The organism is Motilimonas cestriensis, assembly GCF_021295315.1.
GTDB lineage: Bacteria > Pseudomonadota > Gammaproteobacteria > Enterobacterales > CBDFNC01 > Motilimonas > Motilimonas cestriensis.
Map to the genome: position 1 here is coordinate 149,832 of NZ_JAIMJA010000004.1, position 23,770 is coordinate 173,601.

Below are 23,770 nucleotides of genomic sequence, written 5' to 3' on the forward strand. Positions count from 1 at the left end.
AGCTGATAAAGTTGCGGTGACAGTGAATATCATAATGAAAACCAGGCTGGTTAGCCTCGGCGCATCGCTTTTTCGATCTTGCTTCTGATGCGTTGACGCTTCAACGGCGACAAGTAATCAATAAACAATTTGCCATTGAGGTGATCTATTTCGTGCTGAATACAAACGGCCAGTAATTCGTCAGCTTCAAATTCGATGGTTTCACCATCAATATTTAAGGCGCGAACTTTAATATGATCCGCTCGTTGAACATCGGCGCGGGTGTCAGGTACTGAAAGACAGCCTTCTTCCATTGTCTCAATCCCTGATGTTTCGATGATTTCGGGGTTGATTAGCACTAAGCGTTCATTGCGTTCTTCTGATACATCAATCACCACAATGCGTTGATGTATATTAACTTGGGTTGCGGCAAGGCCGATGCCTTCCTCCTCGTACATAGTGTCAAACATATCCTCAACAATTTGTTTTATTTGAGGTGTGACCTGTGCAACAGGTTTCGCAACTGTTCTTAGACGTTCGTCTGGAAAATGTAATACTTCAAGCAAAGCCATGTTATTATCTTGATACAACTATAAATGTGATTATATGGATTGTTTCAATTCTAGACACTTCTTCGACGAATTGACAGACTAAATGCCTACACAGGGAGAGTTATGAAATTTAAACAAGCTGCGGCAGTCTTATTTGGGGCTTTGCTGTCGTTTTCCGTAGCGGCCGATACTTTAAAGTTAAAGGAAGGTCATCCCGATAGTTATATCGTCAAAAAGGGCGATACCCTGTGGGACATTTCAGCCTATTTCTTAGATTCGCCATGGCTTTGGCCACGATTGTGGCAAACCAACCCTCAGGTTAAGAATCCACATCTTATCTATCCCGGCGATAAATTATACCTAACATGGGTAGATGGTCAGCCTCAGTTGGGACGTAAACGTCTTAAAAAGATGTCGCCTAAGCCGCGTATCGATGAAAAACGCTCGGCGGTACCGACTATTCCATTGAATATTATTGAGCCTTTTTTAACTAAAGATCACATCATAGATGAGAGCTTGTTGAAAGGTGCGCCGCGAGTGATGGGGCAAAACAGTAAAAGTACGCGTATCATGAAAGGCGATATCTTTTATGGTGAAGGCCAATTTGACGCCAATGTCCACTATGGTATCTATCGTGTCGGTACAACTTTTACTGATAAAACTACTAAAGAAGTCCTAGGCTCTAGATTAACTTACATTGCATCAGCTCAGGTCAGTCAGTCTGAAAATGTCACCGCTACTGAGCGTGTTACGCCAATGCTGGTAACGAAAAGTACCACTGAAGCGAAGTTAGGCGACATTATACTACCGATCCCTGAATATGACGTGCTACCCGCATTTTTTATCCCAACCTCTACGCCGCAAGATATGCGTGGTTATATCGTTGATTCTCTGTCGGAAAAAACCGCACTCGGACGTGGTGATATCGTGGTGATTAACCAAGGTCGCCGTGAACAAATTGAACCAGGTGCTATCTTTAGTATTAAGCGCCCTGGAGCACAGATAGTTGAGCGCGGTGACAAGGTTGTTTATAAAGAAGATGCGAATACTTTTGAAAAAATATTCCTCTCTGGTGACGATAGCTTAACGCTACCTGAAGAGACCATTGGCATGATGATGGTGTTTAAAGTATATGAAAAATCGAGTATTGCTATTATTGTTCGTGGTAGAGAATTAGTTGGTCGCCACTTTGATATTGAAGGTGTTGACTTCTAATCCTGCTGACACTCGGCTCTGGTTGGCTCTTCAAGCTATACCAGGGCTGGGCAATGCCAAAGCCCTCAAATTAGTTGCTCGCTGTGGAATTGAGCAACTGTTTCAACTCAGTACCGTAGAGCTCCAGTCTTTCAATTTAAACCCCATTCAAATTAACGGCATTTGCTACCCTGATTGGCGCGCTATTGACGCAACGATGACTTGGGCAAGCGAGAACGAGTGCGCCATTATTTGTTATGGTGATGAAACATATCCAGCCATCTTGAAAGAAATTTCTACTCCGCCCTTAGTGTTGTTTGCCCAAGGTAATTTAGCGCTACTAACGCAACCACAAATAGCGGTAATAGGCAGTCGCAATGCGACCTACTATGGGCGGGATAAGGCAACTGATTTTGCGCGACAATTAAGCCAAGTCGGTTTAGTGATTACCAGTGGCTTAGCGTTAGGAGTGGATACTTGCGCGCATCAAGGTGCGCTGCAGGGCAGTGGCGAAACGATTGCTGTGTTAGGCTCTGGGCTCGGGAATATTTATCCTAAACGCAATCTTGGTTTAGCCCAAGAGATTAAGGCTCAGGGCTTATTATTATCCGAATTTTTGCCGAATACGCCCCCTCTGGCGAAAAACTTCCCACGACGTAACCGAATAATCTCAGGTTTATCCCTTGGCACGTTAGTGATTGAAGCATCGATTAAAAGTGGTTCGCTGATCACCGCAAAATATGCATTAGAGCAAAACAGAGAGGTATTTGCGCTGCCAGGGTCAGTTGACAATGCTCAAGCCTGCGGCTGTCATTGGCTAATTAAGCAGGGCGCTAAACTTGTTACTGAGCTGGCCGATATAATAGATGAGCTACAATTAATAGTAAGTCCACCGCCAGTTCAGCTGGCTTTACTAGAGGAGAAAAACACGGGAAATACGTTGCCATTTCCAAGATTGTTGGATAGTGTAGGTTTTGAAGCCACCTCGATTGACTTGGTGGTGGAACGTAGCGGAGAGCCTGTGCAACAAGTACAAAGTCAACTGCTGGAATTGGAACTCGAGGGTTGGATTGCACAAGTGCCCGAAGGATATGTCAGACTGAGGAGGGATTAATTATGTTCGACATCCTCATGTACCTTTTTGAAACATATATACACAGCGATGCTGAATTATTAGTGGATCAGGAGGAACTTACCGAAGAACTAACCCGAGCGGGTTTTCATCAAGAAGAGATATACAAAGCATTGGATTGGCTAGAAAAACTGGCTGATTTACAAAACAGTGATGAGAATCCATATCTTTGTCGCGATGTACAAAACTCAATTCGAATTTACACTCAGGAAGAGATGACTCGCCTCGATACAGAGTGCCGAGGATTCTTATTATATTTGGAACAGATAAAACTCCTTAGTTCTGTAACCAGAGAGATGGTTATCGATAGAGTGATGGAGTTAGATAACAACGAATTTGATATTGAAGATCTGAAATGGGTTGTGCTGATGGTACTATTTAATGTGCCTGGCAGTGAAAACGCCTATCAACAAATGGAAGATTTGTTATTCGATGTTAATGAAGGTCCTTTACATTAATTAACTTCCGGGTGTAGAGGAAAGGCCTGCCTTTCCCTTCCCCGTCCCCAGCTTGCTTTACATCTAATTGCACTATCCCTAAAAATTGACTGCCAGAGTTAATCTTAGTTTGTTAGAATCTGCATGTTTTTTATTCACTAAAGAGGCTTAAGTGTCCAAAATCGATCACTCGTTATTTTCTGCACATGAACATGCTTTAGAAAAAGAAGCCTGCCCGGAATGTGGCGGTTTACTGCAGATGAAAAACAGTAAACATGGACCCTTTCTTGGTTGTAGCAGTTACCCGCAATGTGATTACAAGCGCGCCTTACATCATCATGGCGATATTACGAAAGTGCTTGCTGGTAGTGACTGCCCTGAATGTCATAGTGAATTAGCTATCAAACAAGGCCGTTATGGTATGTTTATTGGTTGTACTGCTTTTCCAGACTGCCACCACATCGAATCATTAGCCCATGCGGATAAAACCGATATCACTTGCCCCAATTGCAAATCCGGTCGTTTAGTGCAGCGAAAATCTCGCTTTGGTAAGCTATTTTATGCTTGCGACAGCTACCCTAAGTGTAAGTATGCGGTGAATGAAAAACCTGTGGCGCAGCCTTGTCCAGATTGTGGCTGGGGCATCTTGACTGAGAAAAAAACCGCTGCTGGACTGCGTTTAGTGTGTCCTCAAAAATCATGTAAGTATAAAAGCGAAACCTTTTAACCCGCCATAATGAAAGAGTGCGTTGCGAGTTTGCCGTTAGAAAAAATATTGATTAAAACCTCGACGCCGTATTGAAAAAGAAGGACAGTTGTAAATGGCATTGCCAGATAAAGCCCAAGTAAAAGTCTACTTACTTAAGCTACAAGATCAAATTTGTGAATCATTAATGCAAGCCGATGGCTCGGGTGTGTTTATTGAAGATAAATGGCAACGTGAAGAAGGCGGCGGCGGTCGCACCCGCGTGTTACGAAATGGCGCCGTTATTGAGCAAGGTGGGGTTAATTTTTCCCATATCTCTGGCGATAAAATGCCGGCCTCTGCAACTGCTCATCGGCCTGAATTAGCAGGTCGACGTTTTGAAGCGATGGGGGTGTCTTTAGTGATCCACCCTAACAACCCTCATGTGCCTACCTCCCATGCCAATGTACGTTTTTTTATTGCAGAAAAAGACGGTGAAGATCCGGTGTGGTGGTTTGGTGGTGGTTTTGACCTCACGCCATTTTATCCCGTGGATGAAGATTGCCAACATTGGCATCAAGTGGCCCATGATTTATGCCAGCCGTTTGGTGAGCATGTCTATGGCGATTATAAGAAGTGGTGTGATGAGTATTTTTTCTTAAAACACCGCAATGAAACCCGTGGTGTGGGTGGGCTGTTTTTTGATGATTTGAATCAGTGGCCATTTGAAGATTGCTTTGCATTTATACAAGCGGTAGGCAATGGCTATTGTGATGCTTATTTGCCGCTTATGGCGCGTCGAAAAGATACCCCATACACCGAGCAGCAACGCCAGTTCCAATTATACCGTCGTGGCCGCTATGTAGAATTTAACTTGGTTTGGGATCGCGGCACCTTGTTTGGTTTACAAAGTGGTGGTCGCACGGAATCGATTTTAATGTCGATGCCACCGCTGGCTCGCTGGGAATACAATCTACAGGTTGAACCTAATAGCTTAGAGGCCAAGCTAGCGCAATATTTAGTGCCACGAGATTGGTTGTAAGCGAGTGTTAAAGCTGCGTTATATGCAGCTTAAATGTCGATGCCGTCAATACGAGCTCGTTGGGAGTACAATCTGCAAATCGAGCCAGACAGTTTAGAGGCCAAGCTAGCGCAATATTTAGTGCCACGAGATTGGTTGTAACTGTTGCTAACAAATATCGAACACGGCGTGTTTTTTCGCTAAATCGCAGCAAAACACGTCGCAGTCTCTAACGCGTCTTTAAATTAACCTACCTAGCTGAATATTATTGATTACGCATATGGCTAGCGAGTTGATCTAACGAGGCGCGCATTTGCTCTCGTACTTCAACGTTACCCACTTGGCGATCAAGCGCTTTGTTCATGCAAAACATCCATTGATCGCGCATTTTACAGTCGACCTTGAAGGGTAAATGACGCGCTCTTAAACGTGGGTGGCCATATTTTTCCTCAAACAACGGTGGCCCACCGGTCCAGCCCGATAAAAACTCAAAGAACTTTTGTCTAATGGCATCTAAAGGTAATGGGTGGATAGCATATAAGTCCGCCGCTTCTGGTGCTGATTCCATAATGTCATAAAAATCATTGGCCAGTGCGCGCACTCCCGCTTCTCCGCCGAGTAATTGATAGGCAGTTAATGGTTCAACAGGTGTTGTTTCGACTTTTTTTGGAAACAGTTTTTTTATCAAATTCATTGTTAACATTTTGCTGTAAATGGAATAATAACGGCAGTAGCGGTTTAGCCGCACCAGATTTATCGATTATCGGCTCATCAGCATCAAGCTATCGAATCTCGAATTAACGATCAAAAAGGTAGAACATGGATAAGTACGCAGTATTTGGTAATCCCATCGGTCACAGTAAGTCACCTTTTATTCACACTTTGTTTGCTCGCCAGACACATGAGGATATCAGTTATCAAGCCATCGCGGCACCTTTAGATGACTTTGCGGGTGAGTTAAAGCGTTTCTTTGCCGCCGGTGGCAAAGGTTGTAATGTGACGGTGCCGTTTAAAGAGCAAGCGTTTGCTGCGGCGGATATTCTCACCCCTCGTGCCCAGTTAGCAGGTGCGGTCAATACGTTAAAACTAACCGACGATAACCTCGTCATTGGTGATAACACCGACGGGGCTGGCTTGGTTCAAGATTTAAAGAACTTTCATGTTGATATCCAAGGTGCGCGTATTTTACTGTTAGGAGCTGGCGGCGCAGCGCGTGGCGTATGTGGTCCTTTATTAGATGAGCAACCCGCCGAGTTAATCATTGCTAATCGCACTTTTAGTAAGGCGCAAACCTTAGCTGACATCTTTGCCGAGAAAGGCAATATTAGCGCCGCAGAATTTTCTAGTTTAAGTGGCGACTTTGATTTAATCATTAACTCCACGTCAGCGAGCTTATCGGGCGATTTACCGCCGATTGAGTCTAGCCTTGTGCGTCCTGAAACAGCGGTTTATGACATGATGTATAGCGCGGGTGATACGGTGTTTTTAGCATGGGCGAAAGCGGCTGGTTCACGTTTAACACTTGATGGTTTAGGCATGTTGGTGGGTCAGGCGGCAGAAAGCTTTGCGGTATGGCGCGGTATTCGCCCTGGCAGCAAGCAAGTGATGGCTGAGTTGCGTCGTAACTTAGCGGTATAGCAGGTGAATTGAGATGAACCAAAGTATTCAATTTCCAGATCAACAGCAATGGCATGAAGCGAAAGGCATCGTCGTGTTCCCCGCGTTAAATGGCGGGCAGCTTATTCAATGTCATGTAAGCCTGAATTTTTTGACGCAGCACGGTGAGCTAGTGGATTCATCAGCCGCCAGTGTATTAGCTTTATTCGAGCAGTTACGTTTTGACTTAGAAGAATTAGTCGAAGAAAAAATAGCTAATGAAGACTTTGATACTAATGGCGACATTAGCTTAACGTGATAGCAATATTTGAGCGCCGTGGGTGATAAGCGTTATAGACAAGTTAGCTTAAGATTATTAACCTGAGCAAAATGAAAGATGCAGTGAAGCAGATACAGTAATTGAGGAGAGTAGCGTGGTTAAAGTATTAGTAAATGGTGCCAAGGGCCGAATGGGCAGTGAAGCGGTTAAGGCGATCAATAACGATCCTGAATTAACCTTAGTTGGTGAAGCGGACTTTGGTGATGACCTTGCTGCTAAGATCGCGCAATGCCAAGCCGAAGTGGTCGTCGATTTAACCGCGGCATCAGCCGGTTTTAACAACACGCAAATTATATTGAATGCGGGCGCTCGACCAGTCATTGGCACCAGTGGTTTCCAGCAGCATCAAGTTGATGAACTAGTTGCGCTGTCGAAAGAGAAAAAACTAGGTGGTCTGATTGCCCCAAATTTTTCAGTCGGCGCCGTGCTGATGATGAAGTTTGCTGCGGAAGCGGCGAAATATTTACCCGATGTTGAAGTCATTGAAGCGCATAGTCCGCAAAAGGAAGAGAGCCCTTCAGGTACTGGCGTTCGCACGGTCGAGCTAATTGCAGCAGCACGTACGAAAGCACCGTTGCCAACCTCGGATAAAGAGTTAATTGAAGGAGCTCGCGGCGCTAACTTACACGACGTGCCATTACACTCTATTCGCTTACCGGGTGTGGTTGCGCAGCAAACGGTATTTTTTGGCGGCTTAAGTGAAACCCTGAAAATTGAGCATAACTCACAACATCGTGAATCATTTATGCCGGGCATTTGCCTAGCGTGTAAGCAAGTGATGACGCGCCAGCAATTAGTTTATGGCCTAGAGCATTTAATGGACTAAATAAGCATTTTTAATACCAGTAAAAATAATGACTAAGGACTGTTTTTTCAGTCCTTTTTTGTAGATGATTAAGGCGTTAAGATGAAAAAATATTTAGCTCTTGTGCTCCTGCCTATCTCTGCGTGGGCAACTGAGATTGTTGATAATCCACCTAAAGTTACGGTCAAATCACATGAGTCGATTAAGATTGAGCCGCCTAACGCTCACGCCGAGGAAGTTAAATCTAACCTTACGTTACTCGGAACGACGATCAAGCCAAACAGTTTTCGCACTCTGTCATGGTCAAGTGAGCAATCATTTACCGGGATAGATCTCGGTACGCCAGTATTGGTGGCGAGTGGCGCTCGGCCCGGTCCCACATTATGTTTAACCGCGGCGGTGCATGGCGATGAGTTAAATGGTATTGAAATCACCCGACAAGTGGTACACCCATTAGATACCAAAAAGCTTAAAGGCACGGTGATTGGTGTACCGATCGTGAATTTAGATGGCTTTCATAATTCATCACGCTACCTCAAAGATCGCCGCGATCTGAATCGTTATTTTCCTGGCTCTACTGAAGGAGCGTCGGCGTCACGTATTGCTCATTCCTTTTTTAGTCAAGTTATCACCCATTGTGATGCGTTAGTCGACCTTCATACTGGCTCGTTTTATCGCACTAACTTGCCGCAAATACGGGCTGACTTAAGCCATCCGCCATTGGCTGAATTTAGTCGAGGTTTTGGCGACATTACCATAGTGCAAAGTAAAGCCAGTGCCGGTACCTTGCGCGGCGCTGCGATGGAGCATGGTATTCCAGCTGTCACTATGGAGTTAGGGGCACCGATGAGCCTCGATTTAGACAGTGTATCGGTCGGGGTGGCTGCGATAAAACGTTTGATGCGTAGCATGGATATGCTGCCAGAGCCCTATCGTGGTGGTAACGTGCAACCTATTTATGTTGAATCATTTTGGCTGCGCTCAGATCACAGTGGTATTTTTGTGAGTAATGTTGCGCTTGGGGCCAGTATTAAAAAAGGTGATATCCTCGGTACGGTAACCGATCCCGTCACTAATGCTGCGTTTCGTGTGCGAGCTGAGTCAAATAGCACGGTAATTGGCAAAGCAATCAATCAGTTTGTTTATCCTGGTTTTGCCGTTTTTCACTTGGCGATTAATACGACACCGGAGCAAGTAGAGCAAAAACAACATCAAGAAGACATTCAGGAAGGCACTAAAGAGGCATTAGATGGGGGGCCAGAAGTGGAAGGCGGCGATGTTGAATCCGATGATGCTGAGGAAATGGATGGCTAAGTGCCGTTCATTTAGTTGTCGTAATCGGGGCCTTTGTTAAGGTATCGCTGCAAGCACGCTTTAAGACTTGCCTCTGCTTCTTTTTTGCCGCTATACGACGAGTCCTTGATACTACTAGCCCAACCTTGCTGTTGCAAAATAAGCCGAGCTAAGAGGGCTTGTTCTGAAGGTGAGGCATCTTCAGCACGCCCATGCTTAATTAGCCACTTTTTAATATTGGGCAAGATAAATGCTAGCGGACGGTGATATTGCACATAGGTCTGAATATCTTTGATTAAGTCAGTTGGGGCGGGGGTGTGATGGCTATTTATAATAAAACAAGCCAGCTCGGGTGTTAGGTGTTTGAATGGTCCGCAAAAATAATCGCCAAGTTGATTAAATAGGCGCTCTTGGCACTGGAATAGCCAAGGGGCCTGCTCGGCGGTTAATGGCATTAACATTAATGCACTATAACACCCGCTGGCGCTATCTTGCGTTAAACCTAAATGCGCGAGCTGAAAGCCTAAACGCTGCCAGAATAGACCGAGTTCAAGGGTTAAACCAAAGCTAGAGCCGAGAAAATCATATCCTTGTTCGCTAGCCCATTTACTGAGTTGTTTAACTAGATAGCGACCTAAGCCCTGCTGTTGTAGGCTAGGGTGAATAGCAATGCGCATAATACGGGCATAATGTTTAGCGCCTGCGGCTTGCTGTCCACTATGAAATAGCAGCGATTGGGGAATTAAATGACCTTGAATGCGCCTTTTTCCGTGATAAACGTCTTGGCTTAATGACGCTGATAATTGACCTTCACTACTAATAATGGCGGCGCCGATAATTCCTTGCCCTTGCTGCAGTACCATTATCTGAATACCAGGGTTATCCAGCAACGCTCTTAAATCTGACGGCTTGGTCTGATAATGAGCGCATACTAATAACGAAAAAATAGCGCGCAGCAATGCTTCGTTGTTACTTAGCTCTTGTGGCATAACCTGACGTACAACCAGCTCTTCATCTTGTTGGGTTAAGCTCAATGATGGTAGCTGCGCATCGAGTAATAAAGCATTAAAAATCAATGCCTCGACTGGATCGTCCTCAGCCCAGCGAATCGGTGATTTGAGATGGGTTTGTTTATACCCGTTTGAAGCGCGTTGTAAATAGGGGATAAATTTAAGACTGAAGCCTCGTCCCGAGCCCTCATAACCATGCAAAGTTGAACAAAACACCACCCGTTTGTAATTCTGGTGAAGCTGTTGCAGTAAAGGAATAGGTAGAGCTGCCGCTTCATCAATGAGCAGTAATGTTGCTTCTGGCTGTTCTAAAAGCAGTTGGTCGGGAGCAAAAAATGTAAGGGTATTTCCTTGGTAGCTTAACTTGTTGCCAACCCTTTCTGCTGCGGGTAAGTTGGCTTGAGCGAGCTCAAACACACTTTGTACCGCTTGGGGTGAGGGCGCGGTGAGCGCTATTTCAATTTGTTGGCGCTGACTGAGTAATTGCGCTGCCGCAATACCGAGTGCTGCTGACTTGCCTCGACCACGATCGGCAGTCAATACCAAAGGGCGGTTGGCTCTACCGGTGGTCACTTTATGGATCAGTGCGACAGCATCCGCTTGTTCTGAATTTTTATAAGGTGCTTGATATTCCGCTACTGCAGTTGTTGCTGTACCCATTACGCTGTCAATTTGGGGGAGAGGTTTGCCTTGCTCAACGATGGTTACATTTCTATCTTGCTGCAACAGTGCCACCAAACGAGCCAAAAATAAGCTGTGCTTGGGCCTAGGTGAGTGCGCGGAAATAAATCGTTGGTAATCCGGGTCGTGGTAATTTGGCCATGTATCCAGTGGCGGGCAAATAAGGATGAATAGTCCGCCGCCAGTTAACGTGCCACTCATTGCACCAATCGCGTCCGCTGACAATCCGCCGTAGGCGTCGATGATGAGTTGTGAGCATTGTTGGCCAAGTAGCTGATGAGTTTTGTTTGCTTGACAGTGGCGAACCGATGCGGGCAGGGTAACAGCGGGGCGGTGAGAGCCAACAAAAATAGATTCAGGCGCGATACAGGGGTGGATGGTTTGATGTGCCCATGTTTGTTCACCGCTGATCACAACTAAGCGGCGATGATTGGTCTGCTGCGCATGTTTTATGAGTACATTAATCAAAGGAAGTAAGTTCAATATGATGTCACCTGTTGTACAAAACGCCTGATTTGGGTTACCTGCCTAAGACGGCAGACACTATATTGGAAAATGGCAGTGAATGCGAGAATATGGAATGTATGTAGAGAGGCCCACACTTTTGGACTGATGATTATTTTGTGCTTATTTATTGATGAAGGTCTCATTTCAGGTTGGATTAATTAACTGGTATCTAGCGCTTTGATAATATGGCTAAAACCGCTGTTCCGTTAGCGGGTTTCATACTTAGCGAAGGATGCGCGTACTTATCTTATGTTTCAAACATTAGTTCAACATATACCGAGAACAAAGGGGTTCGAAAGCTTCTGTCATTCTGGCTTAGGTAGCTTATCAAGCCTATATCAGGGCTGTACTTTGTTATTGGTTGATGATCAAAGTTTATATTTAGTCGCGCGTGCTAACTCTAATGAAGGTGTGCAGTATTTTTCTACGCCTTTATCGGTATACCAAGAGCCTGACTTTCCTTTAATGTCATGTTATTCGGTGATCAATGAAGGCAAAAGAGTGGATGGGATCCTGCCTTTAGAAAACCAACAAGGTATTATTGGTTTATTAATTGTCGAGGCGAAAAAGGGAACATCGGTAAAAGTAAATGAGCACTTACTAGCGGCCCTTAGTTTTGGGTTGGACAATTACCGTTTGTCGCTAATACATCAGACTCAGCAATCAGAGCTACAGCGTAAGGAGCTGGCGTTAGCTAAATCTGACGAGCAAACAGCGGCTTTTTCTGGGCAATTGAAAGAGCTACATGAAATCACCATTGAGCTATCTAAGTTATATTCATTAGATGAATTGTATCGCCATACAGTAGAGGCTGGCACCACTCGGCTTGATATTGATCGTATGGCGGTATTCATTATGGATACCGAGCGTGATATGTATTTTGGTACTTATGGTACCAACGAGCAAGGGGAGGTTGTTGATGAGAGCTATTTTCAAAACAACATTCCAAATGTCCCCTTTGTGCAAGAAGCATTAACGCGAAAGGACTATTTGAGCGTGTGGCATGATGCGCCTATTTTACATGACACCAAGGAAATAGGCTCAGGCTGGAATGCGATGATTGCCTTATGGCATGGTGATGAAACGATAGGTTGGATTGCCTGCGACAACTTTATTAATCATAAACCGCTACCAGATTACCAAAAAGAAGTGCTCATTCTTCTCGCTACCACGGTCGCGCAAATGATTATGCGCAAGCAAGCCGAAGAGCAGGTTATGTTACTTAATAGAGAGCTTGAGTTGAGAGTGCGTGAGCGTACCACCGAACTGGCGCAAGCTTATCGCGCTTTGGCTGATGCTAACTCTGCGCTTCAGCTGGTTTCAGCGATTGACTCATTGACTGGTTTAGCAAACCGCCGAGCGTTTGATGAACGATTAGAGTCAGAATGGATTAACGCCCTGCGTGAACGTAGCAACATCTCGTTAATTTTGATCGATGTGGATTTCTTTAAGCAATACAATGATAGGTTCGGTCATCCTGAAGGTGATGTTTGTTTGCAACGTATTTCGCAAACCTTAAAAGAATGTGTCAATGGTAATAAAGACCTCGTTGCCCGTTATGGTGGAGAGGAAATCGTCCTACTTTGCCCTGGTATCAGTGCCGAGCAAACAGCTGTATTGGCAGAGCTTTGTCGTAAAAAAATTGAGCAGCTCAATATCTTACATCCAGAAAATGGAATTAAAGAAAGAGTAACGATTAGTTTGGGGCATGTTTGTATTCAACCCGTGAATGGTATGCCTTTTAAAAACCTGATTTGCATTGCCGATCAGGCCTTGTATCAAGCAAAGCAGACGGGACGTAATATTTCAGTTCAGGCTGAATATGGGCAACTGAAATCGTAAGCTGCAAAAATCTACAATTAACTTCATTCCATCGATTGCAAATTCACCATATCTCTGTATAATGCGCTCCACTTGCTAATAGAGTAAGTGGAGCAATAGCTCCCTGCCAGAATTACTGGCCACACAGAGCCCCCGATTTGGGTGGCTAATGGTTTAAGCCTCACTAATCACTTATTTTAAGTAAAGTAGATTGGTGGAGTTTTTTTTATGTTTTTAACTATTGGAGCCTTGGTCCATGCAGAACCAAAGAATCCGTATCCGCCTGAAAGCGTTTGATCACAGACTGATCGATAACTCTACAGCGGAAATCGTTGAAACTGCAAAGCGCACGGGTGCTCAGGTTCGTGGTCCGATTCCACTGCCTACTCGTAAAGAACGCTTTACTGTACTGGTTTCTCCGCACGTAAACAAAGATGCGCGTGATCAGTACGAAATTCGTACGCACAAGCGCTTGATTGATATCGTAGAGCCAACTGACAAGACTGTTGACGCACTAATGAGGCTAGATCTAGCCGCTGGTGTTGACGTTCAAATCAGCTTGGGCTAAACGGAAGAGAAAGAGGTTATAACAATGACAATCGGTCTAGTTGGTCGTAAAGTTGGTATGACTCGCATCTTCACTGAAGATGGCGTTTCTATTCCAGTTACGGTAATTGAATGTACTGCTAACCGCGTTACTCAGGTCAAAGGCCTAGAAACTGACGGTTACAGCGCAATTCAAGTGACCACCGGCACCAAAAAAGCAAGCCGCGTAAATAAACCTCAAGCAGGTATTTTCGCTAAAGCTGGTGTTGATGCAGGTCGCGGTTTGTGGGAATTTCGTCTTGCAGACAATGAAGGCGCAGACATCCAAGTGGGTGCTGAGCTGAACGTTGATAATTTCAACGAAGTAAACAAAGTAGATGTTACTGGTCAATCTAAAGGTAAAGGTTTCCAAGGTGCTGTTAAGCGTTGGAACTTCCGTACTCAAGATGCGACTCACGGTAACTCTCTTGCCCATCGTGCACCAGGTTCAATTGGCCAATGTCAAACTCCAGGTCGCGTATTTAAAGGCAAGAAAATGGCTGGTCACATGGGTGCTGTTCGTGTAACAACTCAGAACCTAGAAGTTGTTCGTGTTGACGCTGAGCGTAACCTTATCCTTGTAAAAGGTGCGGTACCAGGCGCAATCAACGCTGACGTCATCATCAAACCTGCCGTCAAAGCGTAACAGGAGATAGTAATGGAATTGGTATTGAAAGACGCGCAAAGCGCTCTTGAAGTTTCCGAAACTACCTTCGGACGTGAATTCAACGAAGCCCTGATTCATCAGGTTGTCGTTGCATACGCTGCAGGTGCTCGTCAAGGTACACGTAAACAAAAGACTCGTGCAGAGATCGTTGGTACGGGTAAAAAACCTTGGCGTCAAAAGGGTACTGGCCGCGCACGTTCTGGTAGCCAAGCGAGCCCAATCTGGCGTTCTGGTGGTGTAACTTTTGCTGCGCGTCCACAGGACCACAGCCAAAAAGTTAACAAGAAAATGTATCGTGGTGCGGTTCAAAGCATCCTTTCTGAACTTGTTCGCCAAGATCGTCTAGTGGTAGTAGAAAGCTTCGGTGTTGATACACCTAAGACTAAAGAGCTAGTAGCTAAGCTAAAAGAGCTTGAGCTAAACGACGTTCTTATCATCACTGAAGAAGTAGATGAGAACTTGTTCCTAGCTGCGCGCAACTTATACAAAGTTGACGTACGTGATGCTGCTGGTATCGACCCTGTTAGCCTAATCGGCTTTGAGAAAGTTCTTGTTACTGCTGCTGCAGTTAAGAAGATTGAGGAGACTTTAGCATGATCAGTGAAGAACGTTTACTGAAAGTACTGAGTGCTCCACATATCTCTGAGAAGAGCACTCGTTCTGCTGAACTAGACAACACAGTTGTGTTCAAAGTTGCAACTACTGCAACTAAAGCAGAAATCAAAGCAGCAGTTGAAAAACTGTTTGAAGTTGAAGTGACTGGCGTTAGCACTCTTGTTGTTAAGGGTAAAACCAAGCGTCATGGTCAACGTGTAGGCCGTCGTTCCGATTGGAAAAAGGCTTACGTGACTCTGGCAGACGGTGCTGAAATCGATTTCGCTGGCGCTGAGTAAGAGGAACTTTATCAATGGCTATTGTAAAATGTAAGCCTACATCTCCAGGTCGTCGCCACGTCGTTAAAGTGGTAAACAACGACCTGTACAAAGGCAAGCCATACGCACCACTACTTGAGACTAAGTCTAAGTCTGGTGGTCGTAACAACGGCGGTCGTATTACAGTTCGTCACATCGGTGGTGGTCATAAGCAACACTATCGTGTAATCGACTTTAAACGTAATAAAGATGGCATCCCTGCAAAAGTAGAGCGTTTGGAATATGATCCAAACCGTACTGCGAATATCGCACTAGTACTTTATGCAGACGGTGAGCGTCGTTACATCTTAGCACCTAAGGGTGTTCAAGCTGGCGATGCACTACTATCTGGTATTGATGCGCCAATCAAAGCAGGTAACGCTCTTCCTATGCGTAATATCCCAGTAGGTTCTACTGTGCACGCGGTTGAGATGAAACCAGGCAAAGGTGCTCAATTAGCACGTTCAGCAGGTGCTTACGCACAAATCATCGCTCGTGATGGTGACTATGTAACGCTACGTCTTCGCTCTGGCGAAATGCGTAAAGTTCAGTCAGATTGTCGCGCGACGATTGGTGAAGTTGGTAACGCTGAGCACATGCTTCGCCGTCTAGGTAAAGCTGGTGCAAGCCGCTGGCGCGGTGTTCGCCCTACAGTACGTGGTGTTGTAATGAACCCGGTTGATCACCCACACGGTGGTGGTGAAGGTCGTACTTCTGGTGGTCGTCATCCTGTTTCACCATGGGGTGTGCCAACCAAGGGCTACAAGACTCGTTCGAACAAGCGTACTGATAAGTACATTGTACGTCGTCGTAATAAGAAATAATTAGAGGAATACGCCATGCCACGTTCTCTCAAGAAGGGTCCATTTATTGACCTACACTTGTTGAAGAAGGTAGAGAAAGCGTTGGAAAGCGGTGACAAAAAGCCTGTTAAGACTTGGTCCCGTCGTTCAATGATCATTCCAGATATGATTGGTTTGACCATCGCTGTCCATAATGGTCGTCAGCACGTACCAGTATTTGTAACCGATGAAATGATCGGCCAAAAATTGGGTGAGTTTGCACCAACTCGTACTTATCGCGGCCATGTCGCAGATAAGAAAACGAAGAAGAAGTAAGGAGTAGATAATGGAAGCTTTAGCTAAACATAAGTTTGCTCGTACTTCGGCGCAAAAAGCACGTCTAGTTGCTGACCAGATCCGTGGTCTACCAGTTGAAAAAGCGCTAAACATTTTAACTTTCAGCGACAAAAAAGCTGCTGATTTAGTTAAGAAGGTTCTTGATTCTGCTATTGCTAACGCTGAGCACAATGAAGGCGCTGATATTGATGAACTAAAAGTTGCCAAAATTTTTGTTGATGAAGGTCCAACCATGAAGCGTATTATGCCTCGTGCTAAAGGCCGTGCTGATCGCATTCTTAAGCGTTCAAGCCACATCACAATTGTGGTATCGGACAGGGGATAAGTAATGGGTCAGAAAGTACATCCTAACGGTATTCGCCTAGGTATCACTAAGCCTTTTAGCTCTACCTGGTATGCCGAAAAAGACTTCGCTGCTAACCTATACGGTGATTTCGAAGTGCGTCAGTTCCTTACTAAAGAACTGAAAAATGCGTCATTGTCTAAAATTACTATTGAACGCCCAGCTAAGAGTATCCGTGTGACTATTCACACTGCTCGTCCTGGTGTTGTTATTGGTAAGAAAGGCGAAGACGTAGAAAAATTGCGCAATGCAGTGGCTAAAATGGCTGGTGTACCTGCACAAATCAACATTTCCGAAGTGCGTAAGCCAGAGTTAGATGCCAAGCTAGTAGCTGACAGCATCTCTTCTCAGCTAGAGCGTCGTGTTATGTTCCGTCGTGCTATGAAGCGCGCAGTTCAAAATGCAATGCGTCTTGGTGCTAAAGGTATCAAAGTTGAAGTAAGTGGTCGTCTTGGTGGTGCTGAAATCGCACGTACTGAGTGGTATCGTGAAGGTCGTGTGCCTCTACATACACTACGTGCAGACATCGATTACTCGACGTCTGAAGCTTTAACTACTTACGGTATCATTGGTGTTAAGGTTTGGATCTTTAAAGGTGAAGTTCTTGGCGCGCTACCATTAGGTGGTCAACCAGAAGCACCTGCCAAGCCTAAACGCAAAGGCCGTGGTAAGTAAGGAGATTCAGAAATGTTGCAACCAAAACGTACTAAATTCCGTAAGCAGCACACCGGTCGTAACCGTGGTCTAGCTAAAGGACAAGACGTTAGCTTTGGCCAATTTGGTCTTAAAGCGACAGGACGTGGCCGTTTGACTGCGCGTCAAATTGAAGCTGCACGTCGTGCGATGACTCGTGCGGTTAAGCGTCAAGGTAAAATCTGGATCCGCGTTTTCCCTGATAAGCCTATTACAGAAAAACCTCTTGAGGTTCGTATGGGTAAAGGTAAAGGTAACGTAGAATATTGGGTTGCTCAAATTCAACCTGGTAAAGTCCTTTACGAAATGGAAGGCGTTCCAGAGGCGATAGCACGTGAAGCATTTGCTCTAGCAGCTGCTAAACTGCCTATCAGTACTACTTTCGTAACTAGAACGGTGATGTAATGAAAGCAAGCGAACTTAAAACTAAGAGCGTTGAAGAGCTGAATGCTGAACTGTTAAGCCTATTACGCGAGCAGTTCAACCTACGCATGCAAGCGAGCACAGGCCAATTGGCTCAAACTCACTTGCAAAAAGAAGTACGCCGTAACATCGCGCGTGTTAAAACTTTGCTAACTCAGAAGGCAGATGCGTAATGAGCGAAAATACTCGTACTCTTCGAGCGAAAGTCATCAGCGACAAGATGGACAAGTCCATCACAGTAGCGATTGAACGTAAAGTGAAACATCCGCTATACGGAAAGTTCATCAAGCGTACTACTAAGCTACACGTACATGACGAAACAAATCAATGTGTTGAAGGCGATTGGGTTATTATCCGTGAATGTCGTCCTCTATCTAAGACTAAGTCTTGGACATTGGTTGAAGTAATTGCAAAAGCTTAATTTTTGAGCTTTTTCAAAAAAAGCGGCGCCTTTATTGGGGCCGCTTTTTATTTATACTACCTTTTCCCAGAATGTGGTGTTATAATGCGCCGCCCTCTAAAGGGAAGGTAGCCATGATTTCAGATTAGGCTGAAATCTTGTTGTAATAATAGCGGAGCACTGAAATGATCCAGATGCAAAGTATGCTTGACGTGGCTGATAACTCAGGCGCACGTAGCGTAATGTGTATTAAGGTCCTTGGTGGCTCGCACCGCCGTTATGCAGCCATTGGTGACATCATTAAAGTTACTGTTAAGGAAGCAATTCCTCGCGGTAAAGTTAAAAAAGGTGATGTTTACAATGCTGTGGTAGTGCGTACCAGAAAAGGTGTACGTCGTCCTGATGGTTCTTTGATTCGTTTTGACCGCAATGCTGCGGTTATCTTGAATGCAAACAAACAACCAATTGGTACACGTATCTTTGGGCCTGTGACTCGTGAACTTCGTTCAGAGCAATTTATGAAAATTGTGTCTCTGGCACCTGAAGTACTGTAAAAGGCGGAGTCAATAATGGCAGCAAAAATTATTCGTGACGACGAAGTGATCGTACTAGCCGGTAAAGATAAAGGTAAAACAGGTAAAGTTACCAAAGTTCTACCTAACGGCAAAGTGTTCGTCGAAGGCGTAAATACTATCAAGAAGCACACCAAGCCAAACCCTCAATTGGGCGTAGCCGGTGGCATCGTTGAAAAAGAAGCGGCAATTGACGCTTCAAACGTTGCGGTCCTTAACCCTACTACGGGTAAAGCAGATCGTGTTGGTTTTAGACTTGAAGACGGCAAAAAAGTTCGTTTCTTTAAATCTAATAATGAAACTGTGAAGTAATTGGAGTTTACGATGGCGAAACTGCATGATTTTTACAAAGAGACAGTAGCGTCTGATCTTCAAACGAAGTTCGGTTACAAATCTGTCATGCAAGTCCCTCGGATTGAAAAGATCACCCTAAATATGGGTGTTGGTGAAGCTCTGGCTGATAAAAAAGCACTAGAGAATGCGGCTGCTGATATGGCTGCAATTTCTGGTCAAAAGCCACTAATCACCAAGGCGCGCAAATCTGTTGCGGGCTTCAAGATCCGTGAAGGCTACCCTATTGGTTGTAAAGTGACCTTACGCGGTGAACGGATGTGGGAATTTTTCGAACGCTTGGTTAGCATTTCGCTACCACGTGTACGTGACTTCCGCGGCTTGAATCCTAAGTCATTCGACGGCCGTGGTAACTACAGCATGGGTGTACGCGAGCAAATCATCTTCCCTGAAATCGATTACGATAAAGTCGATAAAGTACGTGGTCTTGATATTACTATCACTACTACTGCTGCTTCAGATGAAGAAGGTCGTGCACTGTTAGCTGCATTCAACTTCCCATTCCGTAAATAAGGTGTAGGGTTATGGCTAAACAATCCATGAAAGCACGTGAAGCAAAACGTGAGAAACTGGTTAGCAAATACGCTGAACAACGTGCAGCGCTTAAAGCGGCGATCACTGATGTGAATACATCAGATGAAGACCGTTGGGCTGCAGTGCTTAAGCTACAAACGCTACCTCGTGATTCCAGTAAGAGTCGTCAGCGTAACCGCTGTAACGTTACTGGTCGCCCACATGGTTACCTGCGTAAATTCGGCATGAGCCGTATTAAGCTGCGTGAACACATGATGCGCGGTGAAGTTCCTGGCCTTAAAAAGGCTAGTTGGTAATCCACTATCACGGAGTAAGCAAATATGAGCATGCAAGATCCTATTGCTGATATGCTAACACGCATTCGCAACGGTCAAGCGGCCAACAAAGTTGCAGTGAAAATGCCATCTTCTAAGCAAAAAGTAGCAATCGCTGCTGTGCTTAAAGAGGAAGGTTACATCGCTGATTTCGCTGTAGTTGGTGAAGCTAAACCAGAATTGGAAGTAACTCTTAAGTACTTCCAAGGTAAAAAAGTTATCGACAGCATTAAACGTGTTAGTCGTCCAGGTCTGCGCATCTATAAGAGCTCTTCAGAACTACCAAAAGTTCTTGATGGCTTAGGTGTTGCAATTGTTTCAACTTCAAATGGTGTGATGACCGATCGTGCTGCGCGTAAAGCCGGCATCGGTGGTGAGATCATCTGTTACGTAGCTTAAGGAGTAGATATGTCACGCGTTGCTAAATCGCCTGTTGCTATTCCAGCTGGCGTAGAAGTTAAAATTAACGGCCAGGAAATCACAGTTAAAGGTAACAACGGTACATTAAGCCGTGTTATTAACAACGCTGTTGTTGTTAAAGAAGAAGAAGGTAAACTAACTTTTTCTTGGGTTGAGGGTGTAGTTGGAGCAAGTGCTCAAGCTGGTACTGCTCGCTCACTCGTTAACAACATGGTTGAAGGTGTTTCGAAAGGTTTCGAACGCAAACTTCAACTACTAGGTGTTGGTTACCGTGCAGCTGTTCAAGGTAAAGTAGTAAACCTTACATTAGGTTTCTCTCACCCTGTAGAGCACGCACTACCTGAAGGTATCACTGCCGAGTGTCCATCAAATACTGAAATCGTACTTAAAGGTACTGATAAACAGTTGATTGGACAAGTTGCCGCCGATATTCGTGGTTACCGTCCACCAGAGCCTTACAAAGGTAAAGGTGTTCGTTATGCTGACGAAAACGTGCGTCGTAAAGAGGCTAAGAAGAAGTAAGGTAACACTATGGATAAGAAAGCATCTCGTCTACGTCGTGCAACTCGCACGCGTAAGAAATTGCAAGAGTTGGGAGCAACTCGCCTGGTGATTCACCGTACTCCGCGCCACACTTACGCGCAGGTGATTTCGCCAGAAGCAAAAGTTATTGCAACTGCATCAACAGTTGAAAAAGACGTTGCTAGTCAAGTTAAAAACGGTGGTAATGTTGAAGCGGCTAAGCTAATCGGTAAATTGGTTGCTGAGCGTGCTGTAGAAAAAGGTATTGCTAAAGTATCTTTTGATCGCAGCGGTTTTCAATATCACGGTCGCATTGCAGCATTAGCTGAAGCGGCTCGTGAAGCTGGTCTTCAGTTCTAAGGGGCGGGTCATGGCAAAAGAACAAACTCAAGCCGGTGAACTGAACGAAAAACTTATCGCAGTTAACCGAGTTTCAAAAGTAGTTAAAGGTGGTCGCATCTTTAGCTTCACGGCACTAACAGTAGTTGGTGACGGCAATGGTCGTGTAGGTTTTGGTTACGGTAAAGCACGTGAAGTGCCAGCAGCTATCCAGAAAGCTATGGAAAAAGCGCGCCGTAATCTAACGACTGTAACGCTTAATGGTACTACACTTCAGCACCCTATTAAGGGTCGCCACTCTGGCTCTAAAGTTTACATGCAGCCAGCATCTGAAGGTACAGGTATCATCGCCGGTGGTGCGATGCGTGCAGTACTAGAAGTAGTAGGTGTACAAAACGTACTTGCTAAAGCTTACGGTTCTACTAACCCAATCAACATCGTTCGCGCTACTATCGACGCGCTTGAGAGCATGAATGCTCCTGAGCAAGTTGCAGCTAAGCGTGGTCTGACTGTTGACCAGATTTTAGGGTAATTGACCATGGCTAAGACGATTAAAGTAACTCAAACTAAAAGCGCGATCGGCCGTTTACCGAAGCATAAAGCTACGTTAACTGGTTTAGGTCTACGCCGCATTGGCCACACTGTTGAACTAGAAGATACTCCTTCTGTTCGCGGTATGGTTAATTCAGTTTACTACATGGTTAAAGTGGAGGATTAATTGATGAAACTTAATACTCTATCTCCAGCAGCAGGTTCAAAACCAGCAGCAAGACGTGTAGGTCGTGGTATCGGTTCTGGTCTAGGTAAAACCTGTGGCCGCGGACATAAAGGTCAGAAGTCTCGTTCTGGCGGTTCTGTTCGTCCAGGTTTTGAAGGCGGTCAAATGCCTTTGAAACAACGTCTACCTAAATTCGGTTTTACTTCTCGCAAGAGTTTAGTAACTTCTGAAATTCGCCTAAGTGAATTGGCGAAAGTTGAAGGTGATGTAGTTTCTCTAGAAACTCTGAAAAAAGCCGGTATCATTGCTGATAATATTCGGTTCGCGAAAATTGTATTGTCTGGCGAGGTTTCTCGCCAAGTAACAGTACAAGGCCTTAAGGCAACTAAAGGCGCGCGTGCTGCAATTGAAGCTGTCGGCGGAAAAATCGAGGAATAAGATTAAATGGCTAAGAAACCAGGGTTAGAAGGGAAGGGCTCACAAGGCGGTTTAGGTGAACTTAAATCTCGCTTGTTATTTGTACTAGGTGCCATATTGGTGTTTCGTACGGGCTCCTTTATTCCAATTCCTGGTATTGACGCCGCTGTCCTCGCTGAGTTGATGCAGCAGTCTAAAGGCACCATCATTGAAATGTTTAACATGTTCTCTGGTGGTGCGCTTGAACGTGCATCTATTCTTGCGTTAGGTATCATGCCGTATATTTCGGCATCGATTATTGTGCAACTACTAACAGTAGTTCACCCCCCACTTGCTGAATTAAAGAAAGAAGGCGAGTCAGGGCGACGCAAGATTAGCCAATATACCCGATACGGTACATTGGTGCTCGGTACATTCCAAGCAATTGGTATTGCTACTGGTTTGCCAAATATGATCCCAGGTCTGGTTGTTAATCCAGGTATGAGCTTCTATTTGACAGCTGTAATCAGTTTAGTCACAGGAACGATGTTCTTAATGTGGCTAGGTGAACAAATCACCGAACGTGGCATCGGTAATGGTATCTCGATCCTTATCTTCGTAGGTATTGTTGCTGGTCTTCCGTCGGCCATTGGTCAGACGGCGGAGCAAGCTCGTCAAGGTGAATTACACTTGTTACTGTTATTTTTGCTTGCAGCAATTGTTTTTGCAGTAACCTACTTTGTGGTGTTTGTTGAACGTGGTCAGCGACGTATTGTTGTTAACTATGCCAAGCGTCAACAAGGTAGAAAGGTATTTGCAGCTCAAAGCACGCATCTACCGTTGAAGTTAAACATGGCCGGTGTAATTCCTGCTATCTTCGCTTCAAGTGTAATTTTGTTTCCAGGTACCATTGCACAATGGTTCGGACAGACTGAAGGTTTTGCATGGCTAGGTGAGTTTTCGCTTGCGTTACAGCCTGGTCAGCCGCTACATGCAATGTTGTATGCAGCCGCTATAATCTTCTTCTGCTTCTTCTACACTGCCCTTGTGTTTAATCCACGCGAGACAGCAGATAACCTGAAGAAGAGCGGTGCCTTTATTCCAGGTATTCGTCCCGGAGAACAAACTTCGCGCTACATAGACAAAGTAATGACTCGCCTAACATTAGCTGGCGCACTATATATTACCTTTGTCTGTTTGGTTCCCGAGTTCATGATGATTACAATGAACACACAATTTTACTTCGGTGGAACATCGTTGTTGATTATTGTTGTAGTAATCATGGATTTTATGGCTCAGGTACAGACGCATTTGATGTCTCATCAATATGAATCCGTCCTGAAAAAGGCAAATCTTAAAGGTTATGGTCGCTAAGACCTGATTTTTAGGGT

General features: G+C 44.9%; 35 protein-coding genes. 32 read left to right on the forward strand and 3 right to left on the reverse strand.

Annotated elements, in window-relative coordinates; translation table 11 throughout:
- Window positions 1-50: 50 nt before the first annotated feature.
- Entirely contained in the window at window positions 51-551 is a 501-nt protein-coding gene (gene def, locus K6Y31_RS05360) for a peptide deformylase (protein ID WP_233051814.1), read from the reverse strand.
- Between the two features lie 102 nt (window positions 552-653).
- Here def and K6Y31_RS05365 point away from each other — a divergent pair, with 102 nt between their 5' ends.
- The 5 genes from K6Y31_RS05365 (at window position 654) to hemF (ending at window position 5,020) form a co-directional block, all read left to right on the forward strand.
- Window positions 654-1,745 carry a LysM peptidoglycan-binding domain-containing protein gene (locus K6Y31_RS05365; protein ID WP_233051815.1) on the forward strand — a complete coding sequence of 364 codons (1,092 nt, stop codon included), beginning with the start codon at window positions 654-656 and terminating at the stop codon, window positions 1,743-1,745.
- Window positions 1,732-2,838, forward strand: coding sequence for a DNA-processing protein DprA (gene dprA, locus K6Y31_RS05370; RefSeq protein ID WP_233051816.1), 1,107 nt, complete (start codon window positions 1,732-1,734; stop codon window positions 2,836-2,838). Before K6Y31_RS05365 ends, dprA begins: the two co-directional genes overlap by 14 nt.
- Before the next feature lie 2 nt (window positions 2,839-2,840).
- Window positions 2,841-3,314, forward strand: coding sequence for a DUF494 family protein (locus tag K6Y31_RS05375; protein ID WP_233051817.1), 474 nt, complete (start codon window positions 2,841-2,843; stop codon window positions 3,312-3,314).
- A 151-nt stretch (window positions 3,315-3,465) separates the two neighbouring features.
- Window positions 3,466-4,020 (forward strand): DNA topoisomerase family protein, encoded by a 555-nt coding sequence (locus K6Y31_RS05380; protein WP_233051818.1) that lies wholly within the window; start codon window positions 3,466-3,468, stop codon window positions 4,018-4,020.
- Window positions 4,021-4,114: 94 nt separating this feature from the next.
- Window positions 4,115-5,020, forward strand: coding sequence for an oxygen-dependent coproporphyrinogen oxidase (gene hemF, locus K6Y31_RS05385; protein WP_233051819.1), 906 nt, complete (start codon window positions 4,115-4,117; stop codon window positions 5,018-5,020).
- A 244-nt stretch (window positions 5,021-5,264) separates the two neighbouring features.
- Here hemF and K6Y31_RS05395 read toward each other — a convergent pair whose 3' ends face one another.
- Window positions 5,265-5,693: a group II truncated hemoglobin gene (locus K6Y31_RS05395; protein WP_233051820.1), complete on the reverse strand. Its 429-nt coding sequence runs from the start codon at window positions 5,691-5,693 to the stop codon at window positions 5,265-5,267.
- Between the two features lie 125 nt (window positions 5,694-5,818).
- On the opposite strand from K6Y31_RS05395, the gene aroE reads away from it, so the two are divergent.
- The 4 genes from aroE to K6Y31_RS05415 all read left to right on the forward strand — a co-directional run bounded on the left by aroE (window position 5,819) and on the right by K6Y31_RS05415 (window position 9,054).
- Entirely contained in the window at window positions 5,819-6,637 is an 819-nt protein-coding gene (gene aroE / locus K6Y31_RS05400; protein WP_233051821.1) for a shikimate dehydrogenase, read from the forward strand.
- Window positions 6,638-6,650: 13 nt separating this feature from the next.
- The gene (locus K6Y31_RS05405) at window positions 6,651-6,914 is read left to right on the forward strand and encodes a DUF1488 family protein (RefSeq protein ID WP_233051822.1); all 264 of its coding nucleotides are present in this window, start codon (window positions 6,651-6,653) and stop codon (window positions 6,912-6,914) included.
- Between the two features lie 115 nt (window positions 6,915-7,029).
- On the forward strand, window positions 7,030-7,761 hold the full coding sequence (dapB, locus tag K6Y31_RS05410; RefSeq protein ID WP_233051823.1) for a 4-hydroxy-tetrahydrodipicolinate reductase: 732 nt from the start codon (window positions 7,030-7,032) through the stop codon (window positions 7,759-7,761).
- 81 nt (window positions 7,762-7,842) lie between these two features.
- Window positions 7,843-9,054, forward strand: coding sequence for a succinylglutamate desuccinylase/aspartoacylase family protein (locus K6Y31_RS05415; protein ID WP_233051824.1), 1,212 nt, complete (start codon window positions 7,843-7,845; stop codon window positions 9,052-9,054).
- Window positions 9,055-9,065: 11 nt separating this feature from the next.
- On the opposite strand, the gene K6Y31_RS05420 is transcribed toward K6Y31_RS05415, so the two are convergent.
- Window positions 9,066-11,207 carry a tRNA(Met) cytidine acetyltransferase TmcA gene (locus tag K6Y31_RS05420; protein ID WP_233051825.1) on the reverse strand — a complete coding sequence of 714 codons (2,142 nt, stop codon included), beginning with the start codon at window positions 11,205-11,207 and terminating at the stop codon, window positions 9,066-9,068.
- Between the two features lie 375 nt (window positions 11,208-11,582).
- Between K6Y31_RS05420 and K6Y31_RS05425 the strand changes: the two genes are divergently transcribed.
- From K6Y31_RS05425 to secY, 23 genes are all read left to right on the forward strand, one after another.
- Window positions 11,583-13,073: a GGDEF domain-containing protein gene (locus K6Y31_RS05425; RefSeq protein WP_233051826.1), complete on the forward strand. Its 1,491-nt coding sequence runs from the start codon at window positions 11,583-11,585 to the stop codon at window positions 13,071-13,073.
- A gap of 235 nt (window positions 13,074-13,308) precedes the next feature.
- Window positions 13,309-13,620: a 30S ribosomal protein S10 gene (rpsJ, locus tag K6Y31_RS05430; protein WP_119909477.1), complete on the forward strand. Its 312-nt coding sequence runs from the start codon at window positions 13,309-13,311 to the stop codon at window positions 13,618-13,620.
- Between the two features lie 24 nt (window positions 13,621-13,644).
- Window positions 13,645-14,283 carry a 50S ribosomal protein L3 gene (gene rplC, locus K6Y31_RS05435; protein ID WP_233051827.1) on the forward strand — a complete coding sequence of 213 codons (639 nt, stop codon included), beginning with the start codon at window positions 13,645-13,647 and terminating at the stop codon, window positions 14,281-14,283.
- Window positions 14,284-14,295: 12 nt separating this feature from the next.
- Window positions 14,296-14,901, forward strand: a complete 606-nt coding sequence (rplD, locus tag K6Y31_RS05440; protein WP_233051828.1) for a 50S ribosomal protein L4 — start codon at window positions 14,296-14,298, stop codon at window positions 14,899-14,901.
- Window positions 14,898-15,197, forward strand: a complete 300-nt coding sequence (gene rplW / locus K6Y31_RS05445) for a 50S ribosomal protein L23 (RefSeq protein WP_232800707.1) — start codon at window positions 14,898-14,900, stop codon at window positions 15,195-15,197. The genes rplD and rplW overlap by 4 nt, the downstream gene beginning before the upstream one ends.
- 14 nt (window positions 15,198-15,211) lie before the next feature.
- Window positions 15,212-16,039 (forward strand): 50S ribosomal protein L2, encoded by an 828-nt coding sequence (gene rplB / locus K6Y31_RS05450; RefSeq protein WP_232800706.1) that lies wholly within the window; start codon window positions 15,212-15,214, stop codon window positions 16,037-16,039.
- Between the two features lie 15 nt (window positions 16,040-16,054).
- Window positions 16,055-16,333, forward strand: coding sequence for a 30S ribosomal protein S19 (rpsS, locus tag K6Y31_RS05455; protein WP_233051829.1), 279 nt, complete (start codon window positions 16,055-16,057; stop codon window positions 16,331-16,333).
- Between the two features lie 10 nt (window positions 16,334-16,343).
- On the forward strand, window positions 16,344-16,679 hold the full coding sequence (gene rplV / locus K6Y31_RS05460; RefSeq protein ID WP_232800705.1) for a 50S ribosomal protein L22: 336 nt from the start codon (window positions 16,344-16,346) through the stop codon (window positions 16,677-16,679).
- 3 nt (window positions 16,680-16,682) lie between these two features.
- The gene (rpsC, locus tag K6Y31_RS05465) at window positions 16,683-17,372 is read left to right on the forward strand and encodes a 30S ribosomal protein S3 (protein WP_232800704.1); all 690 of its coding nucleotides are present in this window, start codon (window positions 16,683-16,685) and stop codon (window positions 17,370-17,372) included.
- Window positions 17,373-17,384: 12 nt separating this feature from the next.
- On the forward strand, window positions 17,385-17,795 hold the full coding sequence (gene rplP, locus K6Y31_RS05470) for a 50S ribosomal protein L16 (protein ID WP_232800703.1): 411 nt from the start codon (window positions 17,385-17,387) through the stop codon (window positions 17,793-17,795).
- Window positions 17,795-17,986 carry a 50S ribosomal protein L29 gene (gene rpmC / locus K6Y31_RS05475; RefSeq protein ID WP_232800702.1) on the forward strand — a complete coding sequence of 64 codons (192 nt, stop codon included), beginning with the start codon at window positions 17,795-17,797 and terminating at the stop codon, window positions 17,984-17,986. The genes rplP and rpmC overlap by 1 nt, the downstream gene beginning before the upstream one ends.
- Window positions 17,986-18,234: a 30S ribosomal protein S17 gene (gene rpsQ, locus K6Y31_RS05480; protein ID WP_233051830.1), complete on the forward strand. Its 249-nt coding sequence runs from the start codon at window positions 17,986-17,988 to the stop codon at window positions 18,232-18,234. Before rpmC ends, rpsQ begins: the two co-directional genes overlap by 1 nt.
- 164 nt (window positions 18,235-18,398) lie before the next feature.
- Window positions 18,399-18,767, forward strand: coding sequence for a 50S ribosomal protein L14 (gene rplN / locus K6Y31_RS05485; RefSeq protein ID WP_232800700.1), 369 nt, complete (start codon window positions 18,399-18,401; stop codon window positions 18,765-18,767).
- A gap of 15 nt (window positions 18,768-18,782) precedes the next feature.
- Window positions 18,783-19,097, forward strand: coding sequence for a 50S ribosomal protein L24 (rplX, locus tag K6Y31_RS05490; protein ID WP_233051831.1), 315 nt, complete (start codon window positions 18,783-18,785; stop codon window positions 19,095-19,097).
- A 12-nt stretch (window positions 19,098-19,109) separates the two neighbouring features.
- Window positions 19,110-19,649, forward strand: a complete 540-nt coding sequence (gene rplE / locus K6Y31_RS05495; protein ID WP_232800698.1) for a 50S ribosomal protein L5 — start codon at window positions 19,110-19,112, stop codon at window positions 19,647-19,649.
- Between the two features lie 11 nt (window positions 19,650-19,660).
- Window positions 19,661-19,966, forward strand: a complete 306-nt coding sequence (gene rpsN, locus K6Y31_RS05500; protein ID WP_232800697.1) for a 30S ribosomal protein S14 — start codon at window positions 19,661-19,663, stop codon at window positions 19,964-19,966.
- Between the two features lie 24 nt (window positions 19,967-19,990).
- Window positions 19,991-20,383, forward strand: coding sequence for a 30S ribosomal protein S8 (rpsH, locus tag K6Y31_RS05505; RefSeq protein ID WP_233051832.1), 393 nt, complete (start codon window positions 19,991-19,993; stop codon window positions 20,381-20,383).
- Window positions 20,384-20,392: 9 nt separating this feature from the next.
- Entirely contained in the window at window positions 20,393-20,926 is a 534-nt protein-coding gene (rplF, locus tag K6Y31_RS05510; protein ID WP_233051833.1) for a 50S ribosomal protein L6, read from the forward strand.
- A 9-nt stretch (window positions 20,927-20,935) separates the two neighbouring features.
- Entirely contained in the window at window positions 20,936-21,286 is a 351-nt protein-coding gene (rplR, locus tag K6Y31_RS05515) for a 50S ribosomal protein L18 (protein WP_233051834.1), read from the forward strand.
- A gap of 10 nt (window positions 21,287-21,296) precedes the next feature.
- On the forward strand, window positions 21,297-21,797 hold the full coding sequence (gene rpsE / locus K6Y31_RS05520; protein ID WP_232800693.1) for a 30S ribosomal protein S5: 501 nt from the start codon (window positions 21,297-21,299) through the stop codon (window positions 21,795-21,797).
- A 6-nt stretch (window positions 21,798-21,803) separates the two neighbouring features.
- The gene (gene rpmD / locus K6Y31_RS05525) at window positions 21,804-21,983 is read left to right on the forward strand and encodes a 50S ribosomal protein L30 (RefSeq protein WP_232800692.1); all 180 of its coding nucleotides are present in this window, start codon (window positions 21,804-21,806) and stop codon (window positions 21,981-21,983) included.
- A gap of 3 nt (window positions 21,984-21,986) precedes the next feature.
- Entirely contained in the window at window positions 21,987-22,421 is a 435-nt protein-coding gene (gene rplO / locus K6Y31_RS05530) for a 50S ribosomal protein L15 (RefSeq protein WP_233051835.1), read from the forward strand.
- Between the two features lie 6 nt (window positions 22,422-22,427).
- Complete coding sequence (gene secY, locus K6Y31_RS05535) at window positions 22,428-23,753, forward strand: preprotein translocase subunit SecY (protein WP_233051836.1); 1,326 nt, start codon at window positions 22,428-22,430, stop codon at window positions 23,751-23,753.
- Window positions 23,754-23,770 lie beyond the last annotated feature (17 nt).

Coding starts and splice junctions, on each gene's coding strand:
- rplX (WP_233051831.1), top strand. CDS start 18,783: ATGGCAGCAAAAATTATTCGTGACGACGAAGTGATCGTACTAGCCGGT.
- K6Y31_RS05415 (WP_233051824.1), top strand. CDS start 7,843: ATGAAAAAATATTTAGCTCTTGTGCTCCTGCCTATCTCTGCGTGGGCA.
- rplF (WP_233051833.1), top strand. CDS start 20,393: ATGTCACGCGTTGCTAAATCGCCTGTTGCTATTCCAGCTGGCGTAGAA.
- rpsN (WP_232800697.1), top strand. CDS start 19,661: ATGGCTAAACAATCCATGAAAGCACGTGAAGCAAAACGTGAGAAACTG.
- K6Y31_RS05405 (WP_233051822.1), top strand. CDS start 6,651: ATGAACCAAAGTATTCAATTTCCAGATCAACAGCAATGGCATGAAGCG.
- rpsQ (WP_233051830.1), top strand. CDS start 17,986: ATGAGCGAAAATACTCGTACTCTTCGAGCGAAAGTCATCAGCGACAAG.
- rpsJ (WP_119909477.1), top strand. CDS start 13,309: ATGCAGAACCAAAGAATCCGTATCCGCCTGAAAGCGTTTGATCACAGA.
- K6Y31_RS05375 (WP_233051817.1), top strand. CDS start 2,841: ATGTTCGACATCCTCATGTACCTTTTTGAAACATATATACACAGCGAT.
- hemF (WP_233051819.1), top strand. CDS start 4,115: ATGGCATTGCCAGATAAAGCCCAAGTAAAAGTCTACTTACTTAAGCTA.
- rplC (WP_233051827.1), top strand. CDS start 13,645: ATGACAATCGGTCTAGTTGGTCGTAAAGTTGGTATGACTCGCATCTTC.
- K6Y31_RS05395 (WP_233051820.1), bottom strand. CDS start 5,693: ATGAATTTGATAAAAAAACTGTTTCCAAAAAAAGTCGAAACAACACCT.
- def (WP_233051814.1), bottom strand. CDS start 551: ATGGCTTTGCTTGAAGTATTACATTTTCCAGACGAACGTCTAAGAACA.
- rpsC (WP_232800704.1), top strand. CDS start 16,683: ATGGGTCAGAAAGTACATCCTAACGGTATTCGCCTAGGTATCACTAAG.
- rplN (WP_232800700.1), top strand. CDS start 18,399: ATGATCCAGATGCAAAGTATGCTTGACGTGGCTGATAACTCAGGCGCA.
- rplD (WP_233051828.1), top strand. CDS start 14,296: ATGGAATTGGTATTGAAAGACGCGCAAAGCGCTCTTGAAGTTTCCGAA.
- rplR (WP_233051834.1), top strand. CDS start 20,936: ATGGATAAGAAAGCATCTCGTCTACGTCGTGCAACTCGCACGCGTAAG.
- rplW (WP_232800707.1), top strand. CDS start 14,898: ATGATCAGTGAAGAACGTTTACTGAAAGTACTGAGTGCTCCACATATC.
- secY (WP_233051836.1), top strand. CDS start 22,428: ATGGCTAAGAAACCAGGGTTAGAAGGGAAGGGCTCACAAGGCGGTTTA.
- K6Y31_RS05365 (WP_233051815.1), top strand. CDS start 654: ATGAAATTTAAACAAGCTGCGGCAGTCTTATTTGGGGCTTTGCTGTCG.
- rpmD (WP_232800692.1), top strand. CDS start 21,804: ATGGCTAAGACGATTAAAGTAACTCAAACTAAAAGCGCGATCGGCCGT.
- rpsE (WP_232800693.1), top strand. CDS start 21,297: ATGGCAAAAGAACAAACTCAAGCCGGTGAACTGAACGAAAAACTTATC.
- rplP (WP_232800703.1), top strand. CDS start 17,385: ATGTTGCAACCAAAACGTACTAAATTCCGTAAGCAGCACACCGGTCGT.
- rplV (WP_232800705.1), top strand. CDS start 16,344: ATGGAAGCTTTAGCTAAACATAAGTTTGCTCGTACTTCGGCGCAAAAA.
- aroE (WP_233051821.1), top strand. CDS start 5,819: ATGGATAAGTACGCAGTATTTGGTAATCCCATCGGTCACAGTAAGTCA.
- rplB (WP_232800706.1), top strand. CDS start 15,212: ATGGCTATTGTAAAATGTAAGCCTACATCTCCAGGTCGTCGCCACGTC.
- rplE (WP_232800698.1), top strand. CDS start 19,110: ATGGCGAAACTGCATGATTTTTACAAAGAGACAGTAGCGTCTGATCTT.
- rplO (WP_233051835.1), top strand. CDS start 21,987: ATGAAACTTAATACTCTATCTCCAGCAGCAGGTTCAAAACCAGCAGCA.
- rpmC (WP_232800702.1), top strand. CDS start 17,795: ATGAAAGCAAGCGAACTTAAAACTAAGAGCGTTGAAGAGCTGAATGCT.
- rpsS (WP_233051829.1), top strand. CDS start 16,055: ATGCCACGTTCTCTCAAGAAGGGTCCATTTATTGACCTACACTTGTTG.
- rpsH (WP_233051832.1), top strand. CDS start 19,991: ATGAGCATGCAAGATCCTATTGCTGATATGCTAACACGCATTCGCAAC.